Source organism: Candidatus Merdisoma sp. JLR.KK006 (genome assembly GCF_036941035.1).
Taxonomy (GTDB): Bacteria; Bacillota; Clostridia; order Lachnospirales; family Lachnospiraceae; genus Laedolimicola.
In genome coordinates, this window is the sequence record NZ_JAYMNS010000019.1 from 1 (window position 1) to 25,339 (window position 25,339).

At 45.0% G+C, this 25,339-nt stretch carries 21 protein-coding genes; 1 reads left to right on the top strand and 20 read right to left on the bottom strand.

The window, feature by feature from the left end; translation table 11 throughout:
• Positions 1-89: 89 nt before the first annotated feature.
• Positions 90-1,160: a RelA/SpoT-related domain-containing protein gene (locus VSQ61_RS14360; protein WP_334345083.1), complete on the bottom strand. Its 1,071-nt coding sequence runs from the start codon at positions 1,158-1,160 to the stop codon at positions 90-92.
• Between the two features lie 212 nt (positions 1,161-1,372).
• Between VSQ61_RS14360 and VSQ61_RS14365 the strand changes: the two genes are divergently transcribed.
• Positions 1,373-2,008: a hypothetical protein gene (locus VSQ61_RS14365; protein WP_334345084.1), complete on the top strand. Its 636-nt coding sequence runs from the start codon at positions 1,373-1,375 to the stop codon at positions 2,006-2,008.
• A gap of 228 nt (positions 2,009-2,236) precedes the next feature.
• Here VSQ61_RS14365 and VSQ61_RS14370 read toward each other — a convergent pair whose 3' ends face one another.
• From VSQ61_RS14370 to VSQ61_RS14460, 19 genes are all read right to left on the bottom strand, one after another.
• Positions 2,237-3,016, bottom strand: a complete 780-nt coding sequence (locus VSQ61_RS14370; RefSeq protein ID WP_334345085.1) for a DUF1266 domain-containing protein — start codon at positions 3,014-3,016, stop codon at positions 2,237-2,239.
• Positions 3,017-3,355: 339 nt separating this feature from the next.
• The gene (gene gltA / locus VSQ61_RS14375; protein ID WP_334345086.1) at positions 3,356-4,744 is read right to left on the bottom strand and encodes an NADPH-dependent glutamate synthase; all 1,389 of its coding nucleotides are present in this window, start codon (positions 4,742-4,744) and stop codon (positions 3,356-3,358) included.
• Complete coding sequence (locus VSQ61_RS14380) at positions 4,744-5,628, bottom strand: sulfide/dihydroorotate dehydrogenase-like FAD/NAD-binding protein (RefSeq protein ID WP_334345087.1); 885 nt, start codon at positions 5,626-5,628, stop codon at positions 4,744-4,746. The genes gltA and VSQ61_RS14380 overlap by 1 nt, the downstream gene beginning before the upstream one ends.
• Before the next feature lie 115 nt (positions 5,629-5,743).
• Positions 5,744-6,046, bottom strand: a complete 303-nt coding sequence (locus VSQ61_RS14385) for a Dabb family protein (protein WP_334345088.1) — start codon at positions 6,044-6,046, stop codon at positions 5,744-5,746.
• Between the two features lie 4 nt (positions 6,047-6,050).
• Positions 6,051-6,986 carry a chitobiase/beta-hexosaminidase C-terminal domain-containing protein gene (locus VSQ61_RS14390; protein ID WP_334345089.1) on the bottom strand — a complete coding sequence of 312 codons (936 nt, stop codon included), beginning with the start codon at positions 6,984-6,986 and terminating at the stop codon, positions 6,051-6,053.
• A gap of 68 nt (positions 6,987-7,054) precedes the next feature.
• Positions 7,055-9,724 (bottom strand): FtsK/SpoIIIE family DNA translocase, encoded by a 2,670-nt coding sequence (locus tag VSQ61_RS14395; RefSeq protein ID WP_334345090.1) that lies wholly within the window; start codon positions 9,722-9,724, stop codon positions 7,055-7,057.
• Between the two features lie 242 nt (positions 9,725-9,966).
• Positions 9,967-11,448: a peptidoglycan D,D-transpeptidase FtsI family protein gene (locus VSQ61_RS14400; protein ID WP_334345091.1), complete on the bottom strand. Its 1,482-nt coding sequence runs from the start codon at positions 11,446-11,448 to the stop codon at positions 9,967-9,969.
• Positions 11,363-12,757, bottom strand: a complete 1,395-nt coding sequence (locus VSQ61_RS14405) for an FtsW/RodA/SpoVE family cell cycle protein (protein WP_334345092.1) — start codon at positions 12,755-12,757, stop codon at positions 11,363-11,365. Before VSQ61_RS14405 ends, VSQ61_RS14400 begins: the two co-directional genes overlap by 86 nt.
• A gap of 8 nt (positions 12,758-12,765) precedes the next feature.
• Positions 12,766-15,054, bottom strand: a complete 2,289-nt coding sequence (locus tag VSQ61_RS14410; RefSeq protein ID WP_334345093.1) for a U32 family peptidase — start codon at positions 15,052-15,054, stop codon at positions 12,766-12,768.
• Between the two features lie 209 nt (positions 15,055-15,263).
• The gene (locus VSQ61_RS14415) at positions 15,264-16,022 is read right to left on the bottom strand and encodes a cell division protein ZapA (RefSeq protein ID WP_334345094.1); all 759 of its coding nucleotides are present in this window, start codon (positions 16,020-16,022) and stop codon (positions 15,264-15,266) included.
• A gap of 329 nt (positions 16,023-16,351) precedes the next feature.
• Positions 16,352-17,353, bottom strand: a complete 1,002-nt coding sequence (gene ruvB, locus VSQ61_RS14420; protein WP_334345095.1) for a Holliday junction branch migration DNA helicase RuvB — start codon at positions 17,351-17,353, stop codon at positions 16,352-16,354.
• 108 nt (positions 17,354-17,461) lie between these two features.
• On the bottom strand, positions 17,462-18,082 hold the full coding sequence (gene ruvA / locus VSQ61_RS14425; RefSeq protein ID WP_334345096.1) for a Holliday junction branch migration protein RuvA: 621 nt from the start codon (positions 18,080-18,082) through the stop codon (positions 17,462-17,464).
• Positions 18,083-18,248: 166 nt separating this feature from the next.
• The gene (rpmF, locus tag VSQ61_RS14430) at positions 18,249-18,428 is read right to left on the bottom strand and encodes a 50S ribosomal protein L32 (RefSeq protein ID WP_334345097.1); all 180 of its coding nucleotides are present in this window, start codon (positions 18,426-18,428) and stop codon (positions 18,249-18,251) included.
• 14 nt (positions 18,429-18,442) lie between these two features.
• The gene (locus tag VSQ61_RS14435; protein WP_334345098.1) at positions 18,443-18,964 is read right to left on the bottom strand and encodes a YceD family protein; all 522 of its coding nucleotides are present in this window, start codon (positions 18,962-18,964) and stop codon (positions 18,443-18,445) included.
• A 120-nt stretch (positions 18,965-19,084) separates the two neighbouring features.
• On the bottom strand, positions 19,085-19,759 hold the full coding sequence (locus VSQ61_RS14440) for a DUF4956 domain-containing protein (protein ID WP_334345099.1): 675 nt from the start codon (positions 19,757-19,759) through the stop codon (positions 19,085-19,087).
• Between the two features lie 121 nt (positions 19,760-19,880).
• Complete coding sequence (locus tag VSQ61_RS14445) at positions 19,881-20,564, bottom strand: polyphosphate polymerase domain-containing protein (RefSeq protein ID WP_334345100.1); 684 nt, start codon at positions 20,562-20,564, stop codon at positions 19,881-19,883.
• On the bottom strand, positions 20,557-21,321 hold the full coding sequence (locus VSQ61_RS14450) for a carbohydrate-binding domain-containing protein (protein WP_334345101.1): 765 nt from the start codon (positions 21,319-21,321) through the stop codon (positions 20,557-20,559). Before VSQ61_RS14450 ends, VSQ61_RS14445 begins: the two co-directional genes overlap by 8 nt.
• A gap of 192 nt (positions 21,322-21,513) precedes the next feature.
• Positions 21,514-23,568 (bottom strand): CotH kinase family protein, encoded by a 2,055-nt coding sequence (locus tag VSQ61_RS14455; protein WP_334345102.1) that lies wholly within the window; start codon positions 23,566-23,568, stop codon positions 21,514-21,516.
• Positions 23,569-24,130: 562 nt separating this feature from the next.
• On the bottom strand, positions 24,131-25,324 hold the full coding sequence (locus VSQ61_RS14460; protein ID WP_334345103.1) for an acetate/propionate family kinase: 1,194 nt from the start codon (positions 25,322-25,324) through the stop codon (positions 24,131-24,133).
• Positions 25,325-25,339 lie beyond the last annotated feature (15 nt).

Here is a 25,339-nt window from a genome sequence, read left to right on the forward strand (position 1 = left end):
CGTCCGCAAAAGCCTGCGTCCGTAATTCCTTCTATGCACAGTCTGTATCCTGCTGTTTTTATTCCAGCTTTGCAGGATACTGTCTAAAATTATTCTCTGGAATGATCAATCTGATTCCGAATCTTCTGCATCTGATAATCCAATTCCTCGATAGAATCTGCGCAAACCTTCAGCTGCCGCACAATCTCATCCGTATTATCCACTGCCTTTTTATATTTCAGCTTATGCTCCAAGCTCGCCCAAAAATCCATAGCAATAGTGCGGAACTGCACCTCCGCCATCATATATTTCTTTTCTTTAGACAGAAAAATCGGTACACTGATAATCAAATGCAGACTCCGGTATCCATTGGTCTTAGGATTCTTGATATAGTCTTTCTTCCTCTGTAAAATAATATCATCCTGCTTAATCAAAAGATCTGCCAGACGGTAAATATCATCCGGGAAAGAACATATAACCCGGATTCCGGCTACATCCTTTATATTTTCACAAATCCCCTCCGTTGTGACCGGATACCCTTTTCGCTCCAGCTTTTCATAAATACTCTCCGGAGATTTCAGCCTGCTTTTGATGGATTCAAAAGGATTTCGATTATATTCCTGAGAAAATTCCGCATTTAGAACCTTAAGCCTTGTCTCGATCTCCATAATCGCCGCCTGATACTCCATCATCAAACGCCGGAAAGGCTCTGTCTCCCGAAGCTTCTCAGCCTGAATCCGAATGATCTCATCCTGCTTTCTAAGCATCACCGCCTGCTCTTCCACTTTCTGCTCTAACTGGTTCTTCCTGGCATAGAGACACAGAGCATTTCGGATACGGTTTTTTACAATGGAACCTTCAAATGGCTTGTGAATGAAATCCGTAGCTCCAAGCTCCAGACAGCGGCTTTCCGCCTCAACTGCAAGCTCACTGCTGATAATCAACACCGGAATTTTTCTCAGCCACTCTTTCTCACTCATCTTCGCCATTACCGCAAATCCATCCATCTGCGGCATATGCAGATCCAAAAGAACTGCTGCCATTTCCTCCGGATGCCTGTCAAGGCACTTCATTGCCTCCCTGCCATCCTCAGCCGTTTCCACCTGATAATCATCTTTCAGCATATCCAACAGCAGCTCCCTGTTTATCTTTGCATCATCTACTACCAGTATCTTTTGCATGGTAACACCCCTTTTCCCATAAATGGGAATTGTAACTTAAAATGTAACTGTTTGAATCTGTTTCTATTATAAAATTTTTATTCTGAAATTTCAATTGTTCCTGCAGGTTTTTCTTGACATAAAGCAATAAATTTGTTAAAATTCACACCTATACCAGATTTTATAAAGTTTTTATTTTATAATATTGCGAATTGTAACAGGAGAACAGACTCATGGCTTGGTGTCCCAAATGTAAAAATGAATATCGAAAAGGAATTACCCACTGTCCGGACTGTAATATGGATTTGGTAGAAGAACTGGAGCTTTTGCCGGAACAAACCATAGAGATTCCGGAGGATTACGAATTTCCGGAAGATTTTGATCCTGGCGTTGTCTTAGAGGGGCCAAGAGAAAAACCTGCCCATATTAAGCCCTATAAAAGCCCCGAGGAGCGCTATGCCGATATGCGTTCCTCTGCCTGGACCTTTTTATTCGTGGGCGGAGCAGGATTTATAATTATAATTCTGGCGCTTATTGGCGTTTACAGTCTCCCCTTTCATGATTTTGCCCTAGTTGTCATGCTGCTGCTCTTTGCGGCCTTTCTGGTTATTGGAATTGTTTCTTTCAAAAATGCCGGAAAGCTTAAGGATATAGCCGCTTCCGAACATGCTCTGATTGAGGAAATCACAGCCTGGTATCATTCTGAGGGGATGCAGTCAGAAGCTGTCACCTCTTTGGATGCTTCTCTTTCGGAAGAACTTTTCTATCTCCAAAAATACGATGCAGTCTGCCGGATCCTTCAGGAACATTTCCCTGACATCCGGGAGGATTTGCTGAATAAGCTGGCATCGGATTTTTGTGAAGAATAGCTGGGATAAATTACACCCTTTTTCCGTCCTGTAAAAGAAGCCTTTCCTTATCGTGCAAAGAAATCCATAAAAAGGAGACTTGAACCGGCTTTTTACACTAACGTTCAAGTCTCCAATATTTTGTTTATGCACTGCCCATAGGATATTCCCTGTTGTACTCCATCGCCATTCCCTTAGAGCACCTTTCCCACAGGCAATCTTAATCTTCAAGGTCAATTTTCATATTTGTCACCATGTTTTCATTAATTCCGTATGGAAATCAACCTGATAAGGACTGTCATCCCGGGCCTTTATCTTCTCATAGAGAGCTTTCCGGGCAGAACTGCTCTCCTCGGACCAGTACTCATAACCACGCAGATAGCTGTCCATCAGCTCATCCCAGGAATTGAACATAGGCTGAATCTTTTCTGCAATCTCCAAAGACATATCCAGCGCCTCCTCCTGGCTGTAATAACCGGCGATATAATAATACCCCAGAAAATTCATGGCACGGCAGTAATCCCAGGCTGTAATGGCATCAATTCCATACTGCTCGTACATCTTGTACCATTCCACATAAAGATGAGCACGTCCCTCTTTGCCAATATCATAGCGCTCCAGCAAAAAAGCTTCCCGTTCCTCTTCCGGAATATCACTCATGCCATCCTTCTCTAAAGACTTTACAATTCGTGCAAAATCAGAACGCTGTCCTTTGTCCCTAATCCGCTCCAAAGTACTGTCTGCGGAATTCCAATCCGTAACTCCCCACTTTTCGTCCAAAAGCTTGCGAACCGTTTTTTGATTGGTCTCCGTATTCTGAAGACCTCCAAACAGATTGTAGTCCCAATCGTTTGTGGCTGTCAGTATGGCATAAGAAGCATTGAACCACCGAATGGTATCGGTCAGCTCCACCATCTCCAATATCTCTTCCTCTTTTGCATTGGAACCGCACCCTGCTGTACCTGTTAAACTTAAAACCAAGATCATACAAAAAGCAAATTTTCTTTTCCAATTGTTATTTTTCATCATTGCCTTTCCTCCTCTTAGCTTTTCTTTTATGTTAGCACTTAAGCAGTACTTTGTCAATATTTTGACAAGCTTTTTCTGAAAATTTTTCTTTAAATATATTTTTTTGTAAATATTATATATATTTTTCTATTTTTTTTGAATAATCAAACAATTTGTATCTGACATTTTATCATGCATTGAAATCCATCAAAGCCCATTACAGGAAAACAGGCAAAAATTTGCAAAAGGAATTTCGAATCCGGACTGCCAGATATAAAAAAAGACTTTGGAATATACTTTCTACATTCCAAAGCCTTTTATCTTCTTTCATCCCCCGTCAGCTTGCTGCCAGGTATTTGACTATTTGTTACTTAGATACTCATGAATTCCTCTGGCTGCATCCTTACCTGCACCCATGGCCAGGATTACGGTTGCAGCTCCAGTTACGGCATCGCCGCCGGCAAATACGCCCTCCTTGGAGGTGGCACCCACATCCTCACTGGCAACGATACATTTTCTCTTATTGATCTCCAGACCCTTAGTAGTAGAAGAAATCAAGGGGTTCGGAGAGGTTCCCAGAGACATAATTACCGTATCCACCTCAATATCAAACTCAGATCCCGGTACTTCCACAGGACGTCTTCTTCCGGATGCATCCGGCTCGCCAAGCTCCATGCGAATGCAGCGGATTCCGTTCACCCATCCGTCCTCGCCTACCAGGATTTCCGTAGGATTGGTCAGCAGATCAAAGATAATGCCCTCTTCCTTTGCATGATGCACTTCCTCCACACGGGCCGGAAGCTCTTCCTCGGAACGGCGGTATACAATATGTACCTCAGCGCCCAGACGAAGCGCTGTACGGGCGGCATCCATAGCCACATTTCCGCCGCCTACTACGGCAACCTTTTTGCCGGTGGCAATGGGAGTATCATAGCTGGAATCAAAAGCTTTCATCAGGTTATTTCTTGTCAGATACTCATTGGCAGAGAACACGCCGCAGGCTGTCTCTCCCGGAATGCCCATGAACTTGGGAAGTCCGGCGCCGGATCCGATAAATACCGCATCAAAGCCTTCCTCCTCCATCAGCTCGTCAATGGTTACGGACTTGCCGATAATAACATCCGTCTCAATCTTAACGCCCAGAGACTTTACATTCTCCACCTCGGGAAGCACAACGCCATCCTTGGGAAGACGGAACTCCGGAATACCATATACCAACACGCCGCCTGCCTTATGAAGCGCCTCGAAAATGGTTACATCATAGCCAAGCTTTGCCAAATCGCCTGCACAGGTAAGACCTGCGGGGCCGGAACCGATAACAGCAACCTTCTTGCCGTTCTTCTCTTTAGAAGCTTCCGGCTTAATGCCCTGCTCTCTTGCCCAGTCAGCTACAAAACGCTCCAACTTGCCGATGGAAACCGGTTCCCCCTTGATTCCCCGAATGCAGCGTCCCTCGCACTGGCTCTCCTGAGGACATACACGTCCGCAGATAGCCGGAAGCGCAGAAGACTTGCTGATTACCTGATATGCGGCCTCAATATTGCCCTCTTTTACCTCTTTGATGAAATCCGGAATATGTATCTGAACGGGGCACCCCTCCATACACTTTGCATTCTTACAACCGATGCAGCGCTGTGCTTCTTCCACAGCCTCATCCTTATTATAACCAAGACATACCTCGTCAAAATTCGTTGCACGAACCTTAGGCTCTTGCTCTCTTACCGGTACTTTCTTTAATACGTCTCCCATTATTTGTCACCTCCGCAATTTCCGCAACCGCCGTGATGGGTATCACCCTCCTGATATGCCAAGAGACGCCGTCCCTCCTCCGTCTTATACATAGCCGCACGCTTCATAGCCTGATCAAAATCAATCAGATGGCCGTCAAACTCCGGTCCGTCCACACAGGCGAACTTTACTTCGTCACCTACCAGTACACGGCAGGCGCCGCACATACCGGTACCGTCCACCATAATCGGATTCATGCTGACAACCGTGGGAATTCCCAGCTTCTTTGTGGTCAGACAGGCAAACTTCATCATAATCATGGGCCCGATGGCTACACAGTGATTAAACTCCCGGCCCTCGCTTACCAGCTTCTCCAGCATAGCGGTTCCCACGCCGTGGAAGCCATAGCTGCCGTCATCCGTGCACAGATGCAGATTGCCGACCTCGCTCATTTCCTTTTCCAGGATCAAAAGATCCTTGGTTCTTGCACCTACGATAATATCACACTCAATACCGTGATCATGAAGCCATTTTGCCTGCGGATATACGGGAGCCGTTCCCACACCGCCTGCAATAAAGACAATCTTCTTTTTCTTTACTTCTTCAATATCATCCGTCACCAGATCGGAAGGCTTGCCTAACGGACCTACGAAGTCTTCAAAGAAATCCCCTTCCTTCAGATCCACCATCTTATGGGTGGAAACGCCGATGGGCTGGAATACGATGGTTACGGTTCCGGCCTCTCTGTCGTAATCACAGATGGTCAGCGGAATTCGTTCTGCCGTCTCGTCCACTCTTACGATAATAAACTGTCCCGGCTCACAAGACTTTGCCACTCTTGGAGCATGGACCACTTTCATGTAGACATTTGCAGAGAGCTGCTCTGCTTTCACAATCTTGAACATAAGCTTCCTCCTGGAGTATTTTTTAGAATTACTCATCTATAACATCATAATGCAAATCTATAAAGATTTCAATAAAAAATTATGCCATTCTTCACTCTAAAGCCTGTCATCGTAATCACACTTCATAATCAAAGCACACACGATCACAGGCCGCAGGCTTAATTACTTCCTCTGCCACTGCCACATGAAGGGGATGTACCTGATAGGCATCCAGATCCTCCGGCGTCTCAAGCTCTGACACTAAGAGAAGCTCCCTGTTGCTTCCGTGAAGCTGATTCAGCCGCATCTCTGCAAAGGTAAGCCCCTTTATCTGTCCTACTAAAGCTTTCAGGCGGGCATCTGCTTCTTTTGCCATAGCTTCCTTCTTTTCTTCCGGAAAATCCTCCTTGAAATTCCACATTACCAAATGCTTTACCATAAACCTAGTCCTCCTTGTCCATATTGGGATCATATTTAAATTCCAGCCGATACACCCGTACCAGCGGCTCGCTTACCATGCCCTTTTTATTAATTGCTACTGCACACAGCAGATTCTCTCCCTCTGTCAACTCAATAGGCTTCTCATAGCGTGTACTGTCTTTTGTAGGCTCTGTACCATCCAATGTATAATAAATGGCTCCATATTCAGCCTCCAATTCCAGCATCACATAATAATTGTAGGTTCCTTCAGCCATATCACAAGTAGGCTTTTCCACACGGTAAGGCAAAAGCTTCTCCTTGATCTCATCATATTCACAGCCTTCAATCATTTCATTGATAAGATAGGTCTGCTTCGTCTCATTTAGGAGATCCATCATTTCCAGATAAAGCTCCTCCAGCTCATAATTAGCAGCTCTGGCTGAAGCTTCTATAGAAATAGCATTCTTCATACATTCTACAGCCAGCTCCTTTGCACCCAGAGCTCCATAAGCCTTTGCCAACATACGTAAAGGCTCCGTATCAGCCCCCTCCGCTTCTGCCTGAAGGCTCTGGGCCTGTTTCAAATAGGTCAGCGCCTCCTCGTACTGTCCTGCTTCTGCCAGCTCTGTTCCCTTTTTCAGCTGATAAGAATAATCACTCTGGCGTCCCATAGAATAATATCCCAGTAAAAAGACTGTAAAACCCGCAATAATCGCCACTGACAAAATCAAAATATTTCGAAATGTTTTTGAGTGCCACAGGCTTTTGCGTGGTTTTTCTTCCTGTATTCGTTCTTTATTTTGTTGTTCTTTTGTATCTTGGGGCGGCTGCTCCTGCTCCTGACCAATCACCAGTTCTTCCAAAGGATCATAATCGGGAACAATCTGCAGTTCCTGTCCGCAGGAAGTACAATAAATACTGCCTGCTTCCAATTCCGTTCCGCATTGGGGACACTGCATTCTGGCACCTTCCTTTACTCTGGGCAGCTCATATCTGCCAATTACTCTGCATGTTTAAAGCTCTGGTATTATACACATTCCTCTATGTACTGTTCAAATTCCTCCATAGTCATAAGAATCTCTCTGGGCTTGGTACCTGCTTCTTCTCCAACCACTCCTGCCTCTGCAAGCTGATCCATAATTCTGGCAGCACGGTTAAAGCCTACCTTGAACCACCGCTGCAGCATACCAATAGAAGCCTTATCCTTCTCAATAATAAACTTTCCTGCTTCCACAAACAGAGCATCCCGTTCCGGCCCTTCTCCTGACGACGCACTTTCGCCGAAAGCCGTCTGAACTGTATTCATATGCTCCTCCACCTCACTGCTGTAGGAAGCCTCCTGATTATTATTTTTCAAAAACTCTACCACATCTCCCACTTCTTCATCTGACACAAAAGCACCCTGGACACGAACCGGCTTGGGATAGCCATACGGATAAAAGAGCATATCACCCTTTCCAAGAAGCTTCTCCGCTCCGTTCATATCCAGAATCGTCCGGGAATCCACGCCGGAGGATACGGCAAAGGCAATTCGTGAGGGCATATTTGCCTTAATCAGCCCTGTAATAACATTCACAGAAGGGCGCTGAGTTGCTATAATCAAATGTATCCCCGCTGCCCTGGCAAGCTGTGCCAGACGGCAAATGGCATCCTCCACTTCTCCGGGAGCCACCATCATCAGATCTGCCAGCTCGTCCACCACAATGACAATCTGCGGCAGCTTCTTAGGCTTATTCTCATCTTCAATATTTTCAATTGCCTTTATCTTTTCATTATAGCCCTGCAGATTTCTTACATTATAGTCTGCGAAAAGCTTGTAACGGTTGGTCATCTCTGCCACCGCCCAGTTTAAGGCCCCGGCCGCTTTCTTGGGATCCGTCACCACCGGAATATAGAGATGGGGGATACCATTATAGACACTCAGCTCTACCACCTTGGGGTCAACCATAATCAGCTTGACTTCCTCCGGATCGGCTTTATAGAGAATGCTCATAATCAACGTATTAATACAGACAGATTTACCGGAACCTGTAGCTCCTGCAATCAGAAGGTGAGGCATCTTTGCAATGTCCGTCACCATGATTTTTCCGGCAATATCTTTTCCTACTGCAAAAGCAATTCGGGATTTGTGATTCTTAAATTCGGAAGAAGCCACCAGTTCCCGGAAGGATACAATAGCATTTTCAGCATTGGGTACCTCAATTCCCACTGCCGCTTTTCCCGGAATCGGCGCCTCAATCCGCACATCGGCCACTGCCAGATTCAGCTTGATATCATCTGCAAGGGAGACAATCTTGCTCACCTTCACACCCTGATCCGGCTGAATCTCATAACGAGTCACAGAAGGACCCTGGCTCACATTCGTCACTGTTACTCCGACACCAAAATCACGCAGGATCTGCTGAAGATGCATGGCCGTCTCATGAAGAATCCGATCTGCATCCCTGTTCTCCGCATTCTTAACCTGCCGCAGCAGATTCAGAGGCGGATACTGATAGGGCCGCTTTTTGAAAATGCCGTTTCCTTGGCCGGAGTTCTGCGAAGCTCTGGATGCCATACCCTGCCGGGGTGCTTCATTCTGTCTGGACGCCTGAGCGACAGGCTCTACACGACGTACCGTATCTTTAGAAGTTGCCGGACGAAAGCTCTCCTTTTCCACAGGTTCCGGCTCCTGCCGGATAGCTTTGGGTATTATTTCCACCGGTTCTTCTTCCTCCCAGGCATCCTGAAGTTCTGCCGTATCCTCTGGTTCCGGCTCCGGCTCCCACTCTGCTTCACCTGCCATTTCCACAGGTTCCTGCTTCACCTCTTCCTCAAATTCCGGCTCCGCTGCATTTCTCTGCCGCTGAATGGGAATCTCAAACATCTCATCCAAATCCTTCAGATCCGGCTCGTCTGGCAAAGTGATCTCCCGCATCTCATCTGTATAGGTTTCCTTTTTTATGGTAGTGCCTTCTAAAGCCACACCGGAAATCTTCCGCTCCATACGGCTCTTTTTCTGCTCTTCTTCCTCTCTGGCCTGTTCCTCCATAGCCTTTCTCCGGGCCTCTCTGCGCTCGTCTGCTAAAGCCTTGTGACGCCTTGCATCCTCCCTGGCCGTATGGTAAACCTTTCTGCCTCCGGTCTTAACGCCGCTGATAAAGGAACGCTCTGTAATCACAACCACACAGATAATCAGAAGCACCAACAGCACCAGCCATGCGCCGATAGTTCCAAAGGCTCCCGCAAGCCCCTTGCTCAGCATTCCTCCAAAGAAGCCGCCGCCCGTCTTATGCTCCACGCTGTATGCATAAAAAGCCTTCGCTGTTCCGGCTCCATTTTTCTCTCCGGTGACCAACTGAGCAATTCCGCATAAAAGAAAGAAAGCAATCCCCATAGCCGCTGCCTTTACTACTGCAATGGTATTCTCCCGATTCGAAATAGAAAACGCCGTTATCAAAAACAGGCCAATCGGCAATATGTATGCAAAAATTCCAAAAAGTCCGAACATCACGCTGCTCACAAAACCGCCTGCGGCTCCACCGATGCCAAAATTGCTGATAAGCAGCAAAACGGACACGGCGAAAAGGATGAGTATCTGAACCTCATCCCTGATAAATGCGGTATCTTCCCGTTTCTTCTGAGCCGCCTTTCTGGAAGCGGCTGTTGTTTTCTTTTTTGTACTGGTTCGACCTCTGCCTGACGTGCCTGATGCCATAATCCCCAGTCCCTCCCACTCAAAAAATCTATCATAAGTCAAATGGACATACAGCAAAATTTTTGCTCATTAGTCAACATTATACCATTTTTCTGAAAAAAAGTAAATCACCGAAAACTTCTAAAATTTTCAGGTAAAATTTTAAATACTACAGACACCCGCTGTCAGGAGATGCTGCAAAATAAGGCGACAGGCTTTTCCACTATCGTCTGCTGCCTTATTTTGCAGCATCTCCGTCCCCCTTACTCCCTTTCCTCATTCCATGCCCGAAAAATCTCTCTGGCAATGGGAACTGCATATTCGCTGCCGGATCCGGCTTCCTCCACAATCACACAGACTGCAATATCCGATTCTCCCGAATCCGAAAATCCCGCAAACCATGCATGGCTCTTGCTCTTATCGCTGGAATATTCCGCAGTCCCCGTCTTTCCTGCTATAAAAAAGCCCATATTATCCAGCTTGCTTCCTGTTCCCTCTGTAATAACAGCCTTCATATATTCTGTCAAAATATCCGCTTCCTCTGTTGTCATCAGGCTGCCATAGGCAGACGGACGGAAGGTCTTAACCAAATCCCCTGTGTAAGTCTCTACCCGATCCAGAAGATATGGCTTCATAAGAATACCCTCATTTGCAATAGCGCTTACAATCATTGCCATGTGCATAGGCGTCACCAGCGTTTCCCCCTGGCCGATGGCTGTCATCATCTGCTCTGCAGGCGTGGTTCCGGCTTTTAGGGAAAAAGCACTTTTACTGTAGGGCAGCTCCAGCGGAAGCTCACTGTTAAACAGAAGGCTTTCACAATTGTTTTTAAACGTACTCTCATCCAAAGACAATCCTATAGAAGAAAAGGCCGTATTGCAGGACTTTGCAAAGGCTTTTCGCAGGTCCTCGTCCCCATGTGCCGTCTTTCCATAACAGCTGATCGTATAATTTCCCTCCGTAAGACTGCCGCTGCAATGGAAATGAAAATCCTCATAATCTGGATTTTCCCTCATATAGTCCAATAAAGTCACAATCTTAAAAGTTGAGCCGGGCGGATAAAGCCCCTGCAGGGACCGGTTATAAAAAACACTCTCTGTGTTCTCAGCCTGGTTCAATGCTTCCCAGTCCTCATTGACCCGGTTGGGATCAAAATCCGGCTTGGACACCATAGCCAGAATCTTTCCCGTCTCCACCTCAAGCGCTACCACAGCCCCCCGATGGTTTCCCAGGGCATTATACGCTGTCTGCTGAAGCTTTGCATTCAGTGTAGTAACCACATTGTCGCCAATATTCTTTTCTTCCTGAATCTCCTTTATAATCCTCTCTCCCAAAAATGCATTGGAAGTAAGGAGCTCAAAATTGGCCAGAGACTCGATTCCTGACCGTCCTCTGGTAGAATAGCCCACTACATGGGCAAATACATTTCCATAAGGATAGCTGCGCTTCTCTGTCCCGTCCTCTGTTGTGCTGGTCTCTGCCAGTACCATGCCGTCAGAGGAAAGAATACTGCCCCTCACTACCCGTTTTGCAAAATTCTCCTGTCTGGAGTTGTAAGGGTTGTTGACTACTTCCGGACTCAATGCCACATTAAAATAGACAAAATAGCCAATAAGCAGCGCAAACAGCCCCGTAAAGAGATAGGTAATCATAGCAAGCTCATGATCTTTCTTTTTCCTTTGCTGCCTTGGCTGCCCTTGCTTTTTTTGCTTTGGCTTTTGCGTTTCGTTTCCGTTCTTTTTCAATCTTTAACTCCTCATCTTCTTTCAAGAGATACATTCCCTGAATAATGGCAAACATGGCAATGGTCACAACCATGGAGCTTCCTCCGCTGCTGATAAGCGGCAGTGTCACACCTGTGGAAGGAATAAACTTTACAGCACCGCCGATGGTCAGAAACACCTGAAATCCGTAGAGAGTTCCAAGTCCCAGAGCTGTATATTTATAGAAATCATTTTTAATCTGCATGGCAATATTCACAAACATCATAAAACAGCTTACGCAGATGAGTATCAGGCAGATGGCAAAGGCTCCTCCAAATTCCTCTGCAATGGCAGAAAACATAAAATCCTCCACCACCACCGGAATCTTATTGGGCTCACCCTGGTACAGGCCTGTCCCAAGCCATCCCCCTGTGCCAATGGCAAAGAGGGACTGGGCAATCTGATATCCCTCATTGTCAATATACTGGAAGGGATCACTCCACGCCATCACTCTTACACGCACATGAGAAAATAAATGGTAGCCTGCATAGGCTGCCGCACAGCCTGCCCCAAGTCCGCTTATAAAATAGAGGGGTTTTTTAGCGGCCACATAAAGCATCACCAGATACGTGACAAAAAAGAGCAGCGCCCCTCCCAAATCCCGGGACAGCACCAGCACCAGCACATGGGCTGCTGCCATTAGCGATGTAAAAAACACATCCTTAAACGCCGTACTCTTACTAAGCCGGGCTGCTCCAAAAAATACAAAAGTAATTTTAACAAATTCCGACGGCTGCAGAGCAAAGGAACCGATTTTCAGGGACAGCTTTGCCCCATAGCTGCTCTCTCCAAAGACTGCCACGGCTGTCAAAAGCAGAAGCCCGGCTATGCCATAGATCCAAGGAAGCCTTTGTAAAAATCCGCATTTCCGGATAAGCACCGGAATTACCATAGCCAGAATCAGGGATACAGCAGCAATCTGAAACTGCCGCACTGCTCTGTCATAAGACAGGCGGGTCAGCATAATAAATCCGATTGCCAGAAGCAGACACATATTGTTAAGTACCAGACGGTTGATTTTGGGATAAATCATTTGCGTCATAACGATTACTGCCTGCAGCAAAAACAGCTGGAACAGGTAGAAAATCAGAAGCTTAATCTCCTCAGTCTGCAAATACATAACCACATAGGCCAGAAGATGTATAAAAAACATCAGAAGATTCTGCATTTTCCAGCCATAATTAATCTCACCCTGATTTTTCTTTTTAAGTACAGAAAAACTCAGAAGTGTATATAAGGCAATTAGAATGATAAATGCAAATTTGGATAATTCTACAATGAGATTTGTCATAATATGGGCTACTCCACTCCCCGTTTTAAGTGACCTCTGGTAAATGCTCCCTCCATGGTTCCTGCTTCCTTGTTATGGCAGAACACCTCCACATATTGTCTCAAAATCCTCTGAATTTGATGTCTATCCTCCAATATAAAGCTCAATCGAAGGCTTTTGGGAGAGATTCTCCCCACTTCTCTTGCATTTCCAAGAAGTGACAGAGGTTCACAATTATAGATGACATTATAGCACCAGCGACATTCATTCACCACAGGAAACTCTTTCTTATATCGGTCAGAAAGTCTAAAGATCTCCTGCTGTTTCCTGCAGGAACCCAAGGTTTTATGAAGGCAGTTTGCCGTTACCATCAGAGGAAGATAACCGTACACCACCATCTCACTGTCCTCACAGCCCCGGACACGCAGTTCCTTTTCATTCAATTCCAGAGGAAGAGTATCCATAAGGATTCCCTGTTCCCTCCAAAAGCTGCGGGCTCTTTGATTAAAAGTATAGAGATTGTGATCCAGGATCACTGGAAGGTTCCAGTCGGATTCTTTTAAGAATGCCAGCTCTTCCAGATTCTTTACCACAAGGAAATCCAGTCCGGAGCTCTTTAGCTGCTCCAGCCGTTTCTCAAAATAATGCCGTTCATCTGTCCGGAATATAGCCGGAAGCACAAGTCCCCAGGACTTTCCTGCCTTATGGCAGGCATCTGCATAGACCTTCAATCCTGCAAAATCCGCCTGACTGGCAAAAAGAGAGACTCTGGTAACTTCCGGAATCTCCAATACTGCCGAAAGAGCGTCCAGCTGCTCCAGCTGCACATGAATTGCATACGCATTTCTTTTTTTCTGCATTTTTCCCATATGGCCAGACTCTGTGTCAGAACATATCGGCAGCGGGCTCTTCTCTGCTTCCGTCAATTCTAAAAGTTTTTCCGGTTTTTCTCTTCTTCCTTTTGTTCTAAGCTCAGCCTCCAGCTTGTCAAGTGCCTCTCTGCGCATGGAATTCAACTGGCGAACCGGAAGGAATACTTTCTGCTCCCCTTCAAGCCTCAATTCCTCAAAAATAAAGGGTGTGTCCCCTGTCTTTCGGAGCGGCCTGAGAATAGCTTCCGGCTCCATGGGTTGATTCTTCGGCACTTGGGCCGGTTCACCCAGAACGGTTATACCAGTCCCTCTACATGTTACCAGAAATTCCGTGGAAAATTCCGTAGAAATCCGGAAGCTTCCCTTAATTTTTTCTTTCTTCTCTGTGTCCAGATATTGCCGCCTAAGCTCTGTCAGAAGCTCCTCATAGGCCTGCTTTTCCCGAAGCTCCTGCCTGTTCTTTTGGCTTCCCTGCTTCCCCTTTTGGCTGCTGCCTTCAAAGTGTCCCGGCCTGGTAAGGGACATCAGCTCCCGGCCGTTTCTCACTTGATAATACCCCCTGGAAAATCCGCCCCGATTATAAAGACGTCTTAACTTACCCAAGTCCTCCCCCGAAACCTGATATCCTTCCTTCCCATGCTCCAAATAGTAATCCAGATATTTTCGGTAAATAGCCACCACGCCTGCCGTGTACTCCGGCCGCTTCATCCGCCCCTCAATTTTCAGGGAACAGACGCCGGCCTCCAAAATCTCCGGAAGCAGTTCAATCGTACACATGTCCTTTGGGCTCAAAAGGTATGCCTCTTCCTGACGGCTCTTCACGCTTCCCTCAGCCTTCACCTGATAGGGCAGACGGCAGGGCTGAGCACAACGCCCCCGGTTTCCGCTTCTTCCTCCCAGCATGCTGCTGAGAAGACATTGGCCGGAATAACAATAGCAGAGGGCACCATGGATAAAGCTCTCTATCTCAATGTCTACCAAAGCCCCAATCTCACGAATTTCCTCCAGCGAAAGCTCTCTTGCCGTAACAATCCGTGCTGCACCTTGTTCTTTCAGAAAGGCGGCACCTCCCGGCCCCAAAATTGTCATCTGTGTACTTGCATGGATAGGAAGATCCGGAAAATACTCCCGGATATAGGACAGCACTCCAAAGTCCTGCACAATCACTCCATCCAGACCACTCTCGTAATAGGGTCTTAAATAAACACCCAATTCTTCCAACTCTCTGTCCTTTAGAAGGGTATTCACAGTCAGATACAAATCGCAGCCGTGAAGGTGGGCATAGCCAATAGCCTCGCAGAGCTCCTTCTCTCCGAAATTGTCTGCATAGGCTCTGGCGCCAAATCTGGCGCCCCCAAGATACACTGCGTCTGCTCCTGCTCCTACCGCCGCCTTCAGACTGTCGTAGGAACCTGCCGGAGCCAGAAGTTCTGTTGTATGTCTCATCATTCTCTCCTAATTCTAATGCACTGTCAGTGTGCTGCCTGCTTCATATCTGATATAAGGCTAAGAAATCACGGGAAAAATGGCTTCTATAATAGGAAATGAAAGGGGTTCTGCAAATAAGACCTTCGGATCTCCTATCTTACAAAATCCTCACTGCCGTATTTTGCAGCACCCCCCGATATACACTGCTGTACTTCCCATTATGTCTCTTATGTATATGACCGCTGTCCAAGTCTTCTTTGAAGCTCTCTATTCTCCCGCTGAAGACGCTCAATCTCTGCCTCAAAGCTCCGCTTCTGTTCAGTCAGACGCTTCTGAGCTGCCTGATTCTGATCTTCGAGCTTCTTATGTGAGCTTTGCCTTTGGGCTTCCATAGCCTTTTTCTGGTTCTCCAGATTCCGTTCCTGTGCCGCTATGGTCCGCTTCAGCTCCTGCCGTTCCCGATCTGCCTCCTGCTTTCTGGATTCCAGCTTCTCTGCACTCTCCTGCTTTCGGCTCTCCAATTCCTTTTTCTGCGCTTCCAGCGATTCCTCAAGCTCTTTCTTCTCGGCATTTAGCTTTGCTGTCAGTTCCTTTTTCTCAGAAGCCAGTTTTGTCTCCCATTCTTTTTTCTGAGCAATCTGCAATTCCTTCAGTTCTTTCTTCTCTGACTCCAGCTTTTCATTGGCCATCTGGGCTTCAATGAGATCGTGACGGATTCCGTACATCTCTCTCTCTTTCTTCTCCAACTCGGCTGAAAGCTTATCTGCCTGATGCTTGGCCTTGAAGAAATCATCTGCCAGATTCATATTCAGCATCATCTGCTTCTGATCTGTATTCTGCTTGCGATATCCATCCATCTGCTGGAACTGGGCCAGCTTCTCATTGATATATACAGAAACCTGATGCAGATATTCCGGAGTCTCATAGCCGCTGATTCGAAATACCTTCCCGGCAATTACAACCTCTACTGTATTCTTCGTAGCCATAGCACTCACTTCCTTTTCCCCATCTATAATGCTTGTAATTCTACAGCCCACAGTGCACATTCGGAAATCCCCATATTTTCCTCATCTGCGGGCTTTTGCCTGTCAAAATACATATCCTTTCGGATTAGACGGACTTCGTCCGATATGTATATTATATCGGATACAGACAAAAAAGCAAGCAAATCATGGCTGAAATAGACCTAAATGCTCGTATCCCGTTACTGTTCACTCCTGGACCGTGCACTGCGCTACACGGTCACAGGCCAGTACAGTACTGGGGCCGGAATCCGGCCTCTTGCCGTAAGGCAACTTTAAATAGGCCGGATTCGTTACTGTGAACACCATGGGTGTGAACAGTAACCGTATCCCAACTCTGTCACAACACGTCCTCTGGGTGTTCGGTTAATAAATCCCCGTTTGATCAAATATGGCTCATAGACATCCTCAATGGTTCCCGCATCCTCTCCGATAGCCGCCGCCAAGGTATCCAGTCCCACAGGCCCTCCCGTAAACTTCTCAATCATAGTATTTAAAATCAGGCGGTCTGTCTGATCCAGGCCGCAGCGATCCACCTCCAGCAGATCCAATGCAAAATTCGCAATTTCCTCCGTTATCCGCCCATCATACTTCACTTGGGCAAAATCACGCACCCGCTTTAACAGACGGTTGGCAAGACGCGGCGTTCCTCTGGAACGTCTGGCCAGCTCCAAAGCGCCTTTCGGTTCCATCTCCACATCCAGCACCTGCGCTGAACGCATTACAATGGTCTGAAGCTCCTGCTCCGTATAAAATTCCAGATGGTGCACCACTCCAAACCGATCCCGAAGAGGGGCCGTGAGAAGCCCTGCCCGTGTAGTTGCTCCAATCAGAGTAAAATGAGGCAGATCCAGGCGAATGGAACGGGCCGTTGCTCCCTTGCCAATGACAATATCAATGGCAAAGTCCTCCATGGCCGGATAAAGCACCTCCTCCACCTGTCGGTTCAGGCGATGGATCTCATCTACGAACAGCACATCTCCCTCTGACAGGTTGTTTAAAATCGCTGCCATCTCCCCCGGCTTCTCAATAGCCGGCCCGGAAGTAACCTTCATATTTACCCCCATCTCATTGGCTATTATTCCGGCCAGAGTCGTCTTGCCAAGTCCCGGCGGCCCATAAAACAGCACATGATCCAAAGCCTCTCCCCGCTCCCTGGCCGCCTGAATATAGATTTTCAGATTCCCCTTTGCCCTTTCCTGTCCGATGTACTCATTCAGCCTTTGGGGCCTCAGACTGTATTCTGTGCGCACATCCTCCTCTATGGCCTCTGTTGTGATAATCCGTTTTCCCATCTGCATCTTCCTCAAACTACATCTAATCGAAAATATTATAATTCTTTTCTTTATAACACTTTCCCTGATTCGCGATTTTTCAAGCACAGGCAATCCTGCAAATTTCCCCTAAAAGGACATATGCTTCAATGCCGCTTTCAGAATCTCTTCCACACCCATCTCTTCTTTAAGCTCTGCCTGACGGACTGCTTTCAGTGCATCGGATGCAGAATACCCCAGAGCTGTAAGCGCTTCCACTGCCTCGTTCTTAGCCTCTGTCAATCCGGCGGCAGCTCCCGTCTGCAAATCTGCTTTTGCAAGCTTCGCCTCAAAAGCATCCTCCAGCTTCAGCTTGTCCTTCAGCTCCAGAATCAGTTTCTGCGCCGTCTTATGACCGATACCCGGGGCCTTGGCAATGGCCCTGGCATCGTCTGCCAGAACTGCAAAGCGCAGATCATCCGCAGAAAGAGCCGACAGAATTCCAAGAGCTCCCTTTGGCCCGATTCCGCTGACGCCAATCAACATCCTGAACAGCTTTTGATCCTCTCTGGTCAGAAAACCATAGAGCTGCAAGCCGTCCTCCTTCACCTGCAGATAGGTATAAAGCCGAATCTCTTCCCCATGACTCGGCAGCAGATCCAGATCCTTTCCGGAAATCAGAATCCCGTAACCTACTCCCCCTGTCTCTACAACCACAAGGCTCTCCTCCGGTTCCAGATAAACAAGGGTTCCTCTGATATATGAAATCATACCCGTTTCCTCCGTTGTCTTCTGCTATCATATCACAGTATTTTTGCAAAATCAATCATATGTTCGAATATCGTTCCAAAAAAAGACCTCCCGATTGATTCGGGAAGCCTTTCTCTGCATTCCAATATTTAGCGCCAGATATAGGTCTGGCCCATTTCCCTAAAAATTAATCTACGGAAATGATCTCTTTCTTGTTGTAAGAGCCGCAAGACTTGCAAACTCTGTGAGGCATCATCAGCTCGCCGCATTTGCTGCACTTTACCAGATTCACTGCGCTCATCTTCCAGTTTGCTCTTCTCTTATCTCTTCTTCCTTTGGAAGATTTATTCTTGGGACAAATAGACATGGGTTACACCTCCTCTAATTACTGTTCTTAAATATCTCGGCTATTACGGCCATTCTTGGATCCAGTTCCACCGTATCACAGCTGCAGGCGCCGTGGTTGAGATTGGTTCCGCATTTCCGGCAGATCCCCTTACAGTCTTCTCTGCATAAGGTCTTCATAGGCCAGTTCACCAAAATCTCACCGTAGACAAGCTTGTCTACATCCAGGTTGTATCCAATGATAAAGTCTGTTTCATCCAAGTCCTCGATTCTGCCCTCGGCTGTCTGCTTCATATCCACTTCCTTATGAAAAGTAAGCTTTAAGGGTGTCTCCACCTCCATAAGACAGCGATCACAGGGAATTGCTGCAACAATCTCTGCCTTTCCCTCAATCCTGAGCTTTTCCTCCCCAAGATTGGTGATAGTAAGCTCTGCCGGATCCTTTTGGATAAAAGGAAAGCTTCCCAGGCTGGAATCAAAGGAGTTCATTTCCAAATTTACCTTTTTGGAAACCGTCTTCACATCACAGGATAAAACATCATTTAAATGAATGAGCATAGTACTCTCCTAACACATACTAGAATAGTATAGCTAGCACTGAGAATTTTGTCAAGCTATTTTCCGGAAAATTCCACCGAAAAAATATAAAAACTATAATTATTTTCTCCCATTTCTTTTCTAAACAGTGGTATCTCCACTCTGCTCTACCAGGGATGCCGTTGTAATGCTTTCCAAATCCATCAGCTTTTCAATTAAGCCCTTCTGATCCTGCACGCGGACTTCAATTGCAAGATTCAGATTTGTTTTCGATATATTCCTGGCTCTGGTTCTTGCGTATTGACAGCTTTTATTTACAATCTGCATAATCTCTTCCTCCTCTTTATAGGATGCTGCATTCACAACCAAAATTAATGCTCTTCTTGATTCCGGCAGCATGGAAAAAATCACAAGCACTATGGTCAGCATCGCTGATGTGATAACTGCAATCATTGTAAAGCCGGCTCCGCAGATAATTCCCACGCTGATTGACCAAAACAGAAAGGCCAAATCCATGGGATCCTTGATTGCTGTTCGAAAACGCACAATGGACAATGCTCCGACCATTCCCAAAGATACAACAATATTAGATTGAATGGTCAAAATAATTGCCGCTGTGACAATCGCAATTGTTACCAGAGACAAATTAAAATTGCGGTTGTAAAAAGAATTCTTATTTATATTCTTATATATCATGTAAATATAAGCGGCAATTACGGTTGTAGATAAGATGCAGATAAAGATACTGCTAATCTCCAAATTTCCCGATGCATATCCCTCAATAAAGCTTTCTTTGATGATTTCTCTTATTCCCATAACAAACATACTCCCTATTTTTACTCTTGCAGGCAATGATCCGGACACAGGCCCTTGTCCCTGTATGTGGCAATTGCTGCAAGGCTTCATGCTCCTTTAGCCTGTCAGAGCCTTGACTTAATTACAAATGATATATCCTGCACATATAATATTTTGAAAATGCAGTCCATTGCAGACTATCCATCTGCATGACCTCCTTAATCAATGGCGGCAGCAGTTCATCCCATTTTACCTCTAAAATGCTGAATCCCTGGGACAAAATCGGCCTTTCCGAATACCCTCCCTCTAAGAAATAGGCTGTGTCATTGGAGGATGTGATCTTTCTGTCAAAGGTAATGCGGACATTTCCGGCCGCATATACAAAAGGAATTCTTTCATAAGAAACTATCGCCTTTGGAATCATATTGCGGAACTGCATTTCAAGAAACAGTCTTTTCTTTTTTGCCGAAAGTCCGGAGGCTATTGTTGGGATCGTGCCATTTACAAGCTGCCTGCATTCTTCTTGATCTAACAGGCAGGATTCCTTTTTAGTCATACCATGAACTTTGCTTTTCTTCTCCAGCCGCACGTATTCCTGATCATTATTATAATATCTCATTCGGAACTTAGAACGCAGGTCTGAACCATTCTCATTATCAAAGAGGCAGCTGTCATCATAATCATCAAAATACAAGCTTCTGACCATATAAGCGCCGCCCGGAGCTGTATGGCAGTCCCTTTCCAAAAGCCCTGCAGCCTGTAAAATGAGAATCTCCTCCTCCATTTTGTTAATCATATATTTGTATTCATGCCGATACCTATTCATTTTCTATGCAGCCCTCCATCAAATATGCGCTGCCTGATACATGAAAAGCGTCAAGCACAGAATTGATCCAAAGCGAGCAATTACTTACATAAAGATCTTTGGATGAAGATACAGCATTTTCTCCTGCAATAATCTGAATATCGCCGCCTTGAATCTCAATGGTTCCCTTGTTCTCATTTCCTGTTTTCTTTGTATACAGGCCATGGCCTTCGCTTTCGATAGAAAGAGTTGTTGGACTGAGGCATATGCCATCGTTTCCCTGTATTCCATCTCCCTTTGCCTGAATCGAAATATCCCCTCCCAGGATTTTTATAATGTCTTTTGAGTGAATTCCCTTATTGTAAAGGCCATATACACTAAGAACTCCATTTCCATTAAAGGACAAATCGCAGTTGCTGTATATTGCCGCATCTTCCTCATCCTGTTTGCGATAATATGCTTTATCCTGAATGGCATTTGATGTGTTATCCATTACAGTAATAATAACCTTTCCGGCTGCTTGAATATCAATGGCCGGACCAGACGGTGACATAATATTCACATTGTTCAAAAACAAATGCACGATCTGCTCTTCTGCATCAATACATATTCGTCCCTCATAATCTCCGTATAATAAATAATCGCCTGCATCTGTAATTGTATATTCAACATCCATTTGGGATAAATTTATTTCCACTGCATTCTCCGGATTTGTATTTAAATCAGCCTTTGTACATGCATACACTTCCACATACTCTTCCGCTTTTATTGTATTCATTACCTCTGTTTTACTTGGATCGGCCAAATCAGGCAAAGAAAGCTTTACAAATAAGAAGCAGGTTCCTATGGATAATGCGCATAAGAAATACAGATATATCCTTTCTGAACTCATTTTTTTTCTTGTCACATTATTTATTTGATTTGTATGCCTCATAATGATGGAATCCTCTCCTTCTACACGCTCTTGTTTTTACTCTTCCACTTCAATATCCTTATCAAAATAGTCTTTGATATAGACATATCTTCCTTCAAAAAATGTCCGTAAATCATTTAGTGTGTTCTCAAAGGTTAAAGATTTATCATTATTTTTTCCATAAAAACGAGCATATTCTTTTTCTAAAGGAGCTTTCATTTGACTTTCAAATTCATCCAAAAAAACATTTATTTTTTCCGGACGGAATTCTGTTTCTGCCATATTTAAAATTACATCTGCAAATTTTTTACGGCACTGCTCATTTTTCATTATACTTGAAAACAAAGCATCTCGCTCTATCACTTCTTTAAAGGAATCCTTTTCTATATTTCCTACTTCCATTGAAGGGCTATTTACATCAAAAAGAATCCATCTCCATTTTCCATCAGAATATGCATCCTCCCGAACCTCTTTGGTCCTCCACAAAGCAAAATTGCTGCTAGGCCAATCATTCCATCTGGCAATATAAATCTCGGCTGCATAATATTCCAGAAAGCTGTCAATATCTATAAGTTCACATACCTTCTGATAATTTTCATCCACAGAAAGATCCGTACTCACAATGTAAGAGAACATGTCTTCATAAAGGGCAAACTCTTCTTCACTTACAACAATGCCATCCTTCCCATGTTTTATCAAAACTACATTATTTTTGTCCACATTATAGTGATAAGCAAAGTATTCATCATCATATTTTTCTGTAAGCCAGTAACAACCCCAATACTCTCCATCCAAAAATAATACATACGGCTCAAAGTCCATGGTAGAAAAATTCCGTTCTGGAAGGATGCTCATAACTAAAGCATCTTTTACTTTCACCAGATTATCGTCACCACCTGCAAAAAATGTCATTCTCTGAGGCTCGTAAGATGTTCCGAAAAACTCTGCCTCAAACCTGCTGCTTCCATCATATTCATTTCTTGCATATAGATTAAAGCTTCTGGGAATTTTCCCTCTGCTCCCTGCCCCCTGAATCCGCATTCCGCATTCTTTTGTCAAAATCAAAATACCATCCTGATCAAAAAACTGCAGGCAGGCTTCCCGTTCCCATGCCGCGCCTCTCTGTGTATAGTTAGAACTTTGCCACCACCAAAGATGGGAATACCACTGTTCCGCATCATATTCCCGGCTATTATCATAGAACCATCCCTTTACATAGATACCACTTTCATAATCAAAAAGATTATTCGGATCTGTAATAACAGACAACACATTCATACCCTCATAACCTTTCTTTTCCTGGAATCCCACAAAATAAGACGAAGAAATCACTTCACTCTCATTGTCTTCTTCATCTACACAAACAGCACGAATAATGGTACATTTGTCAATTAAGTAATCTGGTGCACAATATCCTGGGGGCTCATAGATTTCATCAGCCATAAATCCCACAGACACATCCTCTCGCATACTCCAGACATTTTTCTGCTTACTTTTATCGCAAATATGAATTGGCCCTTGATAAAGGTTTGATTCTTTAGATGGGATACTTCCATCCAAAGTATAAAAAATAGACTGTCCATCTTCACAGAATAGCTCTAAATCAAATTCATCTTTATAAAATCCGCTTTCACAAGAAAATGTGGGGGCAGACAGAATAGGATAGGAATCCGTATTCTTTCCACCTGGGGTACATGTCCTGATTGTCCACTCCTGTCCGCCATCGGAAAGCCTACAATAAGAACTATCCTTCTTCAATGCCACACATTCAATTTGATCAATAACTTTTCCTTCCCAAGACAAATAGAGAGTTTCTCCGGAATCTGATATCTGAAAGGGCGTATTTTCATCCAGCATTATCGTCTGGTACTCCCCTGGACCCAGAGCATTTAACGGAACCTCAAATTTTTCTAAATCATCCTCGTCATCTGACAAATAAATTTCTGAAACTAAATAAGGAAGCCAGCCATCATTATACAATTCTACGTAATCGCTTACAGTACCATCCTCATCCAAAAAGACGCTTACGTTTTTACTGCATACCTCATTGATTACTAACTTAGAAACACCAGAAGATTGTACAGCATAGCAGGCAATAGATGCCACTATCATTATAGATGCTAACAGTAAGACTGCTGCTTTGCAATGAACAGGGAAGCCGTTTTGAACGTATACCCCCCCCCCCAAAGAATTTCTTCAATAATTGCCTTAATACAATTCCAATTATAATCGCTGCTGTCATACACAGCAAAATAGACTTTGAAAAATAGGTGAAATTTTGATAGAATATATTCCCTTTCCCAATGTTTAAAGCGGTCTCTACCAAATTCCAGCTATGGAAATTCCTGTAATGAAATAAAGAATATACCAAAAAATTAAATCCGCTGCTGACAATAAAAAGCAACAGAAAAATACTGGCTTTCACATACCTGCTTTTCCTCTTACATTGTATATTATATAAGATACCCAGAGTAATTACTTCCGGAAGTATTCCTATTAAGATGAGGCTTATCAATAGTAAAATCCCGTAAAATGACATTTCCTGTTCCTTTTAATAATCATTTGTATTTTTACACAACTTATCCACAGATAAGATATCCTTTCCTTAACTGTGGATAAGCAAGTAGTTCTTTAAATATTTTTTAGCTGAAACTCTATAACTGTAAAATCTTCACTATTTTGTAAGACGCAGAGTCTCTCTTGCGATTGCCAGTTCTTCATTCGTAGGCAGAATCATAACCTTTACCTTGGAATCCGCTGTGGAGATCATCTGGTTCTTTCCACGGCAGTTGTTGGCCTCGTCGTCAATCTCTACCCCCAGATATCCCAGATAGCTGCAGATAGCCTTCCGTGTCTTCATATCGTTCTCACCTACACCTGCGGTGAATGCGATAGCGTCCACGCCGTTCATAGCTGCGGTGTAAGCTCCGATGTATTTTACTACACGGTAGATGAATGCTTCCAGAGCCACCTCTGCCAGATGGTTTCCTTCGGATTTCGCTTTCTCAATATCACGGAAATCGCTGGACACGCCGCCGCTCATGCCAAGTACACCGGACTTCTTGTTCAGGATGTTCAACATCTCGTTTACATCCTTGCCCTCTTTGTTGCAAATAAACTGCAGAACCGCAGGATCTACGTCACCGCTTCTGGTTCCCATGATCAGACCCTCTAATGGAGTGAGACCCATGGAAGTATCCACACACTTACCGCCGATGGAAGCAGAAATGCTGGCGCCGTTGCCTAAATGGCATACGATAACCTTGCCCTTTTCCGGATCAAGCCCTGCAAACTTAATTGCCTCACCGGATACGAACATATGGCTGGTTCCGTGGAAGCCGTAACGGCGGATGCTGTATTTCTCAAAATACTCATGAGGAATAGCGTAAAGATAAGCTTTCTCTTCCATAGCCATACCAAAGGTAGTGTCGAATACTGCCACGTTGGGTACGCCGGGCATAGCTTCCTCACATGCCTCGATTCCCATCAGGTTTGCCGGATTGTGGAGAGGTCCTAAATCAAAGCACTCACGGATAACGTTCTTTACATCCTCGTTTACTACGATGGATTCGGTGAACTTCATTCCGCCATGAAGCACGCGATGTCCTACTGCGGAGATCTCGCTGGTATCCTTTAATACGCCGTATTCGGGATCTACCAATGCTTTCATTACCAGAGAAATAGCCTCCGTATGCTTGGGCATAGGCTGCTCTACAACCATCTCCTTGTCATTTGCCTTGTGGGTCAGCTTAGAGCCGTCGATTCCGATTCTCTCACAGAGTCCCTTTGCCATTACGCTCTCATTTTCCATGTCAATAAGCTGATACTTTAATGAAGAGCTTCCGCAGTTCAAAACTAAAATTTTCATGATGATGTCTTCTCC

Excerpts from the sequence above, each read along its gene's own strand:
- VSQ61_RS14360 (WP_334345083.1), bottom strand. The coding sequence starts at position 1,160 with ATGCAAAAGATACTGGTAGTAGATGATGCAAAGATAAACAGGGAGCTG.
- VSQ61_RS14365 (WP_334345084.1), top strand. The coding sequence starts at position 1,373 with ATGGCTTGGTGTCCCAAATGTAAAAATGAATATCGAAAAGGAATTACC.
- VSQ61_RS14370 (WP_334345085.1), bottom strand. The coding sequence starts at position 3,016 with ATGATGAAAAATAACAATTGGAAAAGAAAATTTGCTTTTTGTATGATC.
- gltA (WP_334345086.1), bottom strand. The coding sequence starts at position 4,744 with ATGGGAGACGTATTAAAGAAAGTACCGGTAAGAGAGCAAGAGCCTAAG.
- VSQ61_RS14380 (WP_334345087.1), bottom strand. The coding sequence starts at position 5,628 with ATGTTCAAGATTGTGAAAGCAGAGCAGCTCTCTGCAAATGTCTACATG.
- VSQ61_RS14385 (WP_334345088.1), bottom strand. The coding sequence starts at position 6,046 with ATGGTAAAGCATTTGGTAATGTGGAATTTCAAGGAGGATTTTCCGGAA.
- VSQ61_RS14390 (WP_334345089.1), bottom strand. The coding sequence starts at position 6,986 with ATGCAGTGTCCCCAATGCGGAACGGAATTGGAAGCAGGCAGTATTTAT.
- VSQ61_RS14395 (WP_334345090.1), bottom strand. The coding sequence starts at position 9,724 with ATGGCATCAGGCACGTCAGGCAGAGGTCGAACCAGTACAAAAAAGAAA.
- VSQ61_RS14405 (WP_334345092.1), bottom strand. The coding sequence starts at position 12,757 with ATGACAAATCTCATTGTAGAATTATCCAAATTTGCATTTATCATTCTA.
- VSQ61_RS14410 (WP_334345093.1), bottom strand. The coding sequence starts at position 15,054 with ATGAGACATACAACAGAACTTCTGGCTCCGGCAGGTTCCTACGACAGT.
- VSQ61_RS14415 (WP_334345094.1), bottom strand. The coding sequence starts at position 16,022 with ATGGCTACGAAGAATACAGTAGAGGTTGTAATTGCCGGGAAGGTATTT.
- ruvB (WP_334345095.1), bottom strand. The coding sequence starts at position 17,353 with ATGGGAAAACGGATTATCACAACAGAGGCCATAGAGGAGGATGTGCGC.
- ruvA (WP_334345096.1), bottom strand. The coding sequence starts at position 18,082 with ATGATTTCATATATCAGAGGAACCCTTGTTTATCTGGAACCGGAGGAG.
- rpmF (WP_334345097.1), bottom strand. The coding sequence starts at position 18,428 with ATGTCTATTTGTCCCAAGAATAAATCTTCCAAAGGAAGAAGAGATAAG.
- VSQ61_RS14435 (WP_334345098.1), bottom strand. The coding sequence starts at position 18,964 with ATGCTCATTCATTTAAATGATGTTTTATCCTGTGATGTGAAGACGGTT.
- VSQ61_RS14440 (WP_334345099.1), bottom strand. The coding sequence starts at position 19,759 with ATGGGAATAAGAGAAATCATCAAAGAAAGCTTTATTGAGGGATATGCA.
- VSQ61_RS14445 (WP_334345100.1), bottom strand. The coding sequence starts at position 20,564 with ATGAATAGGTATCGGCATGAATACAAATATATGATTAACAAAATGGAG.
- VSQ61_RS14450 (WP_334345101.1), bottom strand. The coding sequence starts at position 21,321 with ATGAATACAATAAAAGCGGAAGAGTATGTGGAAGTGTATGCATGTACA.
- VSQ61_RS14455 (WP_334345102.1), bottom strand. The coding sequence starts at position 23,568 with ATGATAGTGGCATCTATTGCCTGCTATGCTGTACAATCTTCTGGTGTT.
- VSQ61_RS14460 (WP_334345103.1), bottom strand. The coding sequence starts at position 25,324 with ATGAAAATTTTAGTTTTGAACTGCGGAAGCTCTTCATTAAAGTATCAG.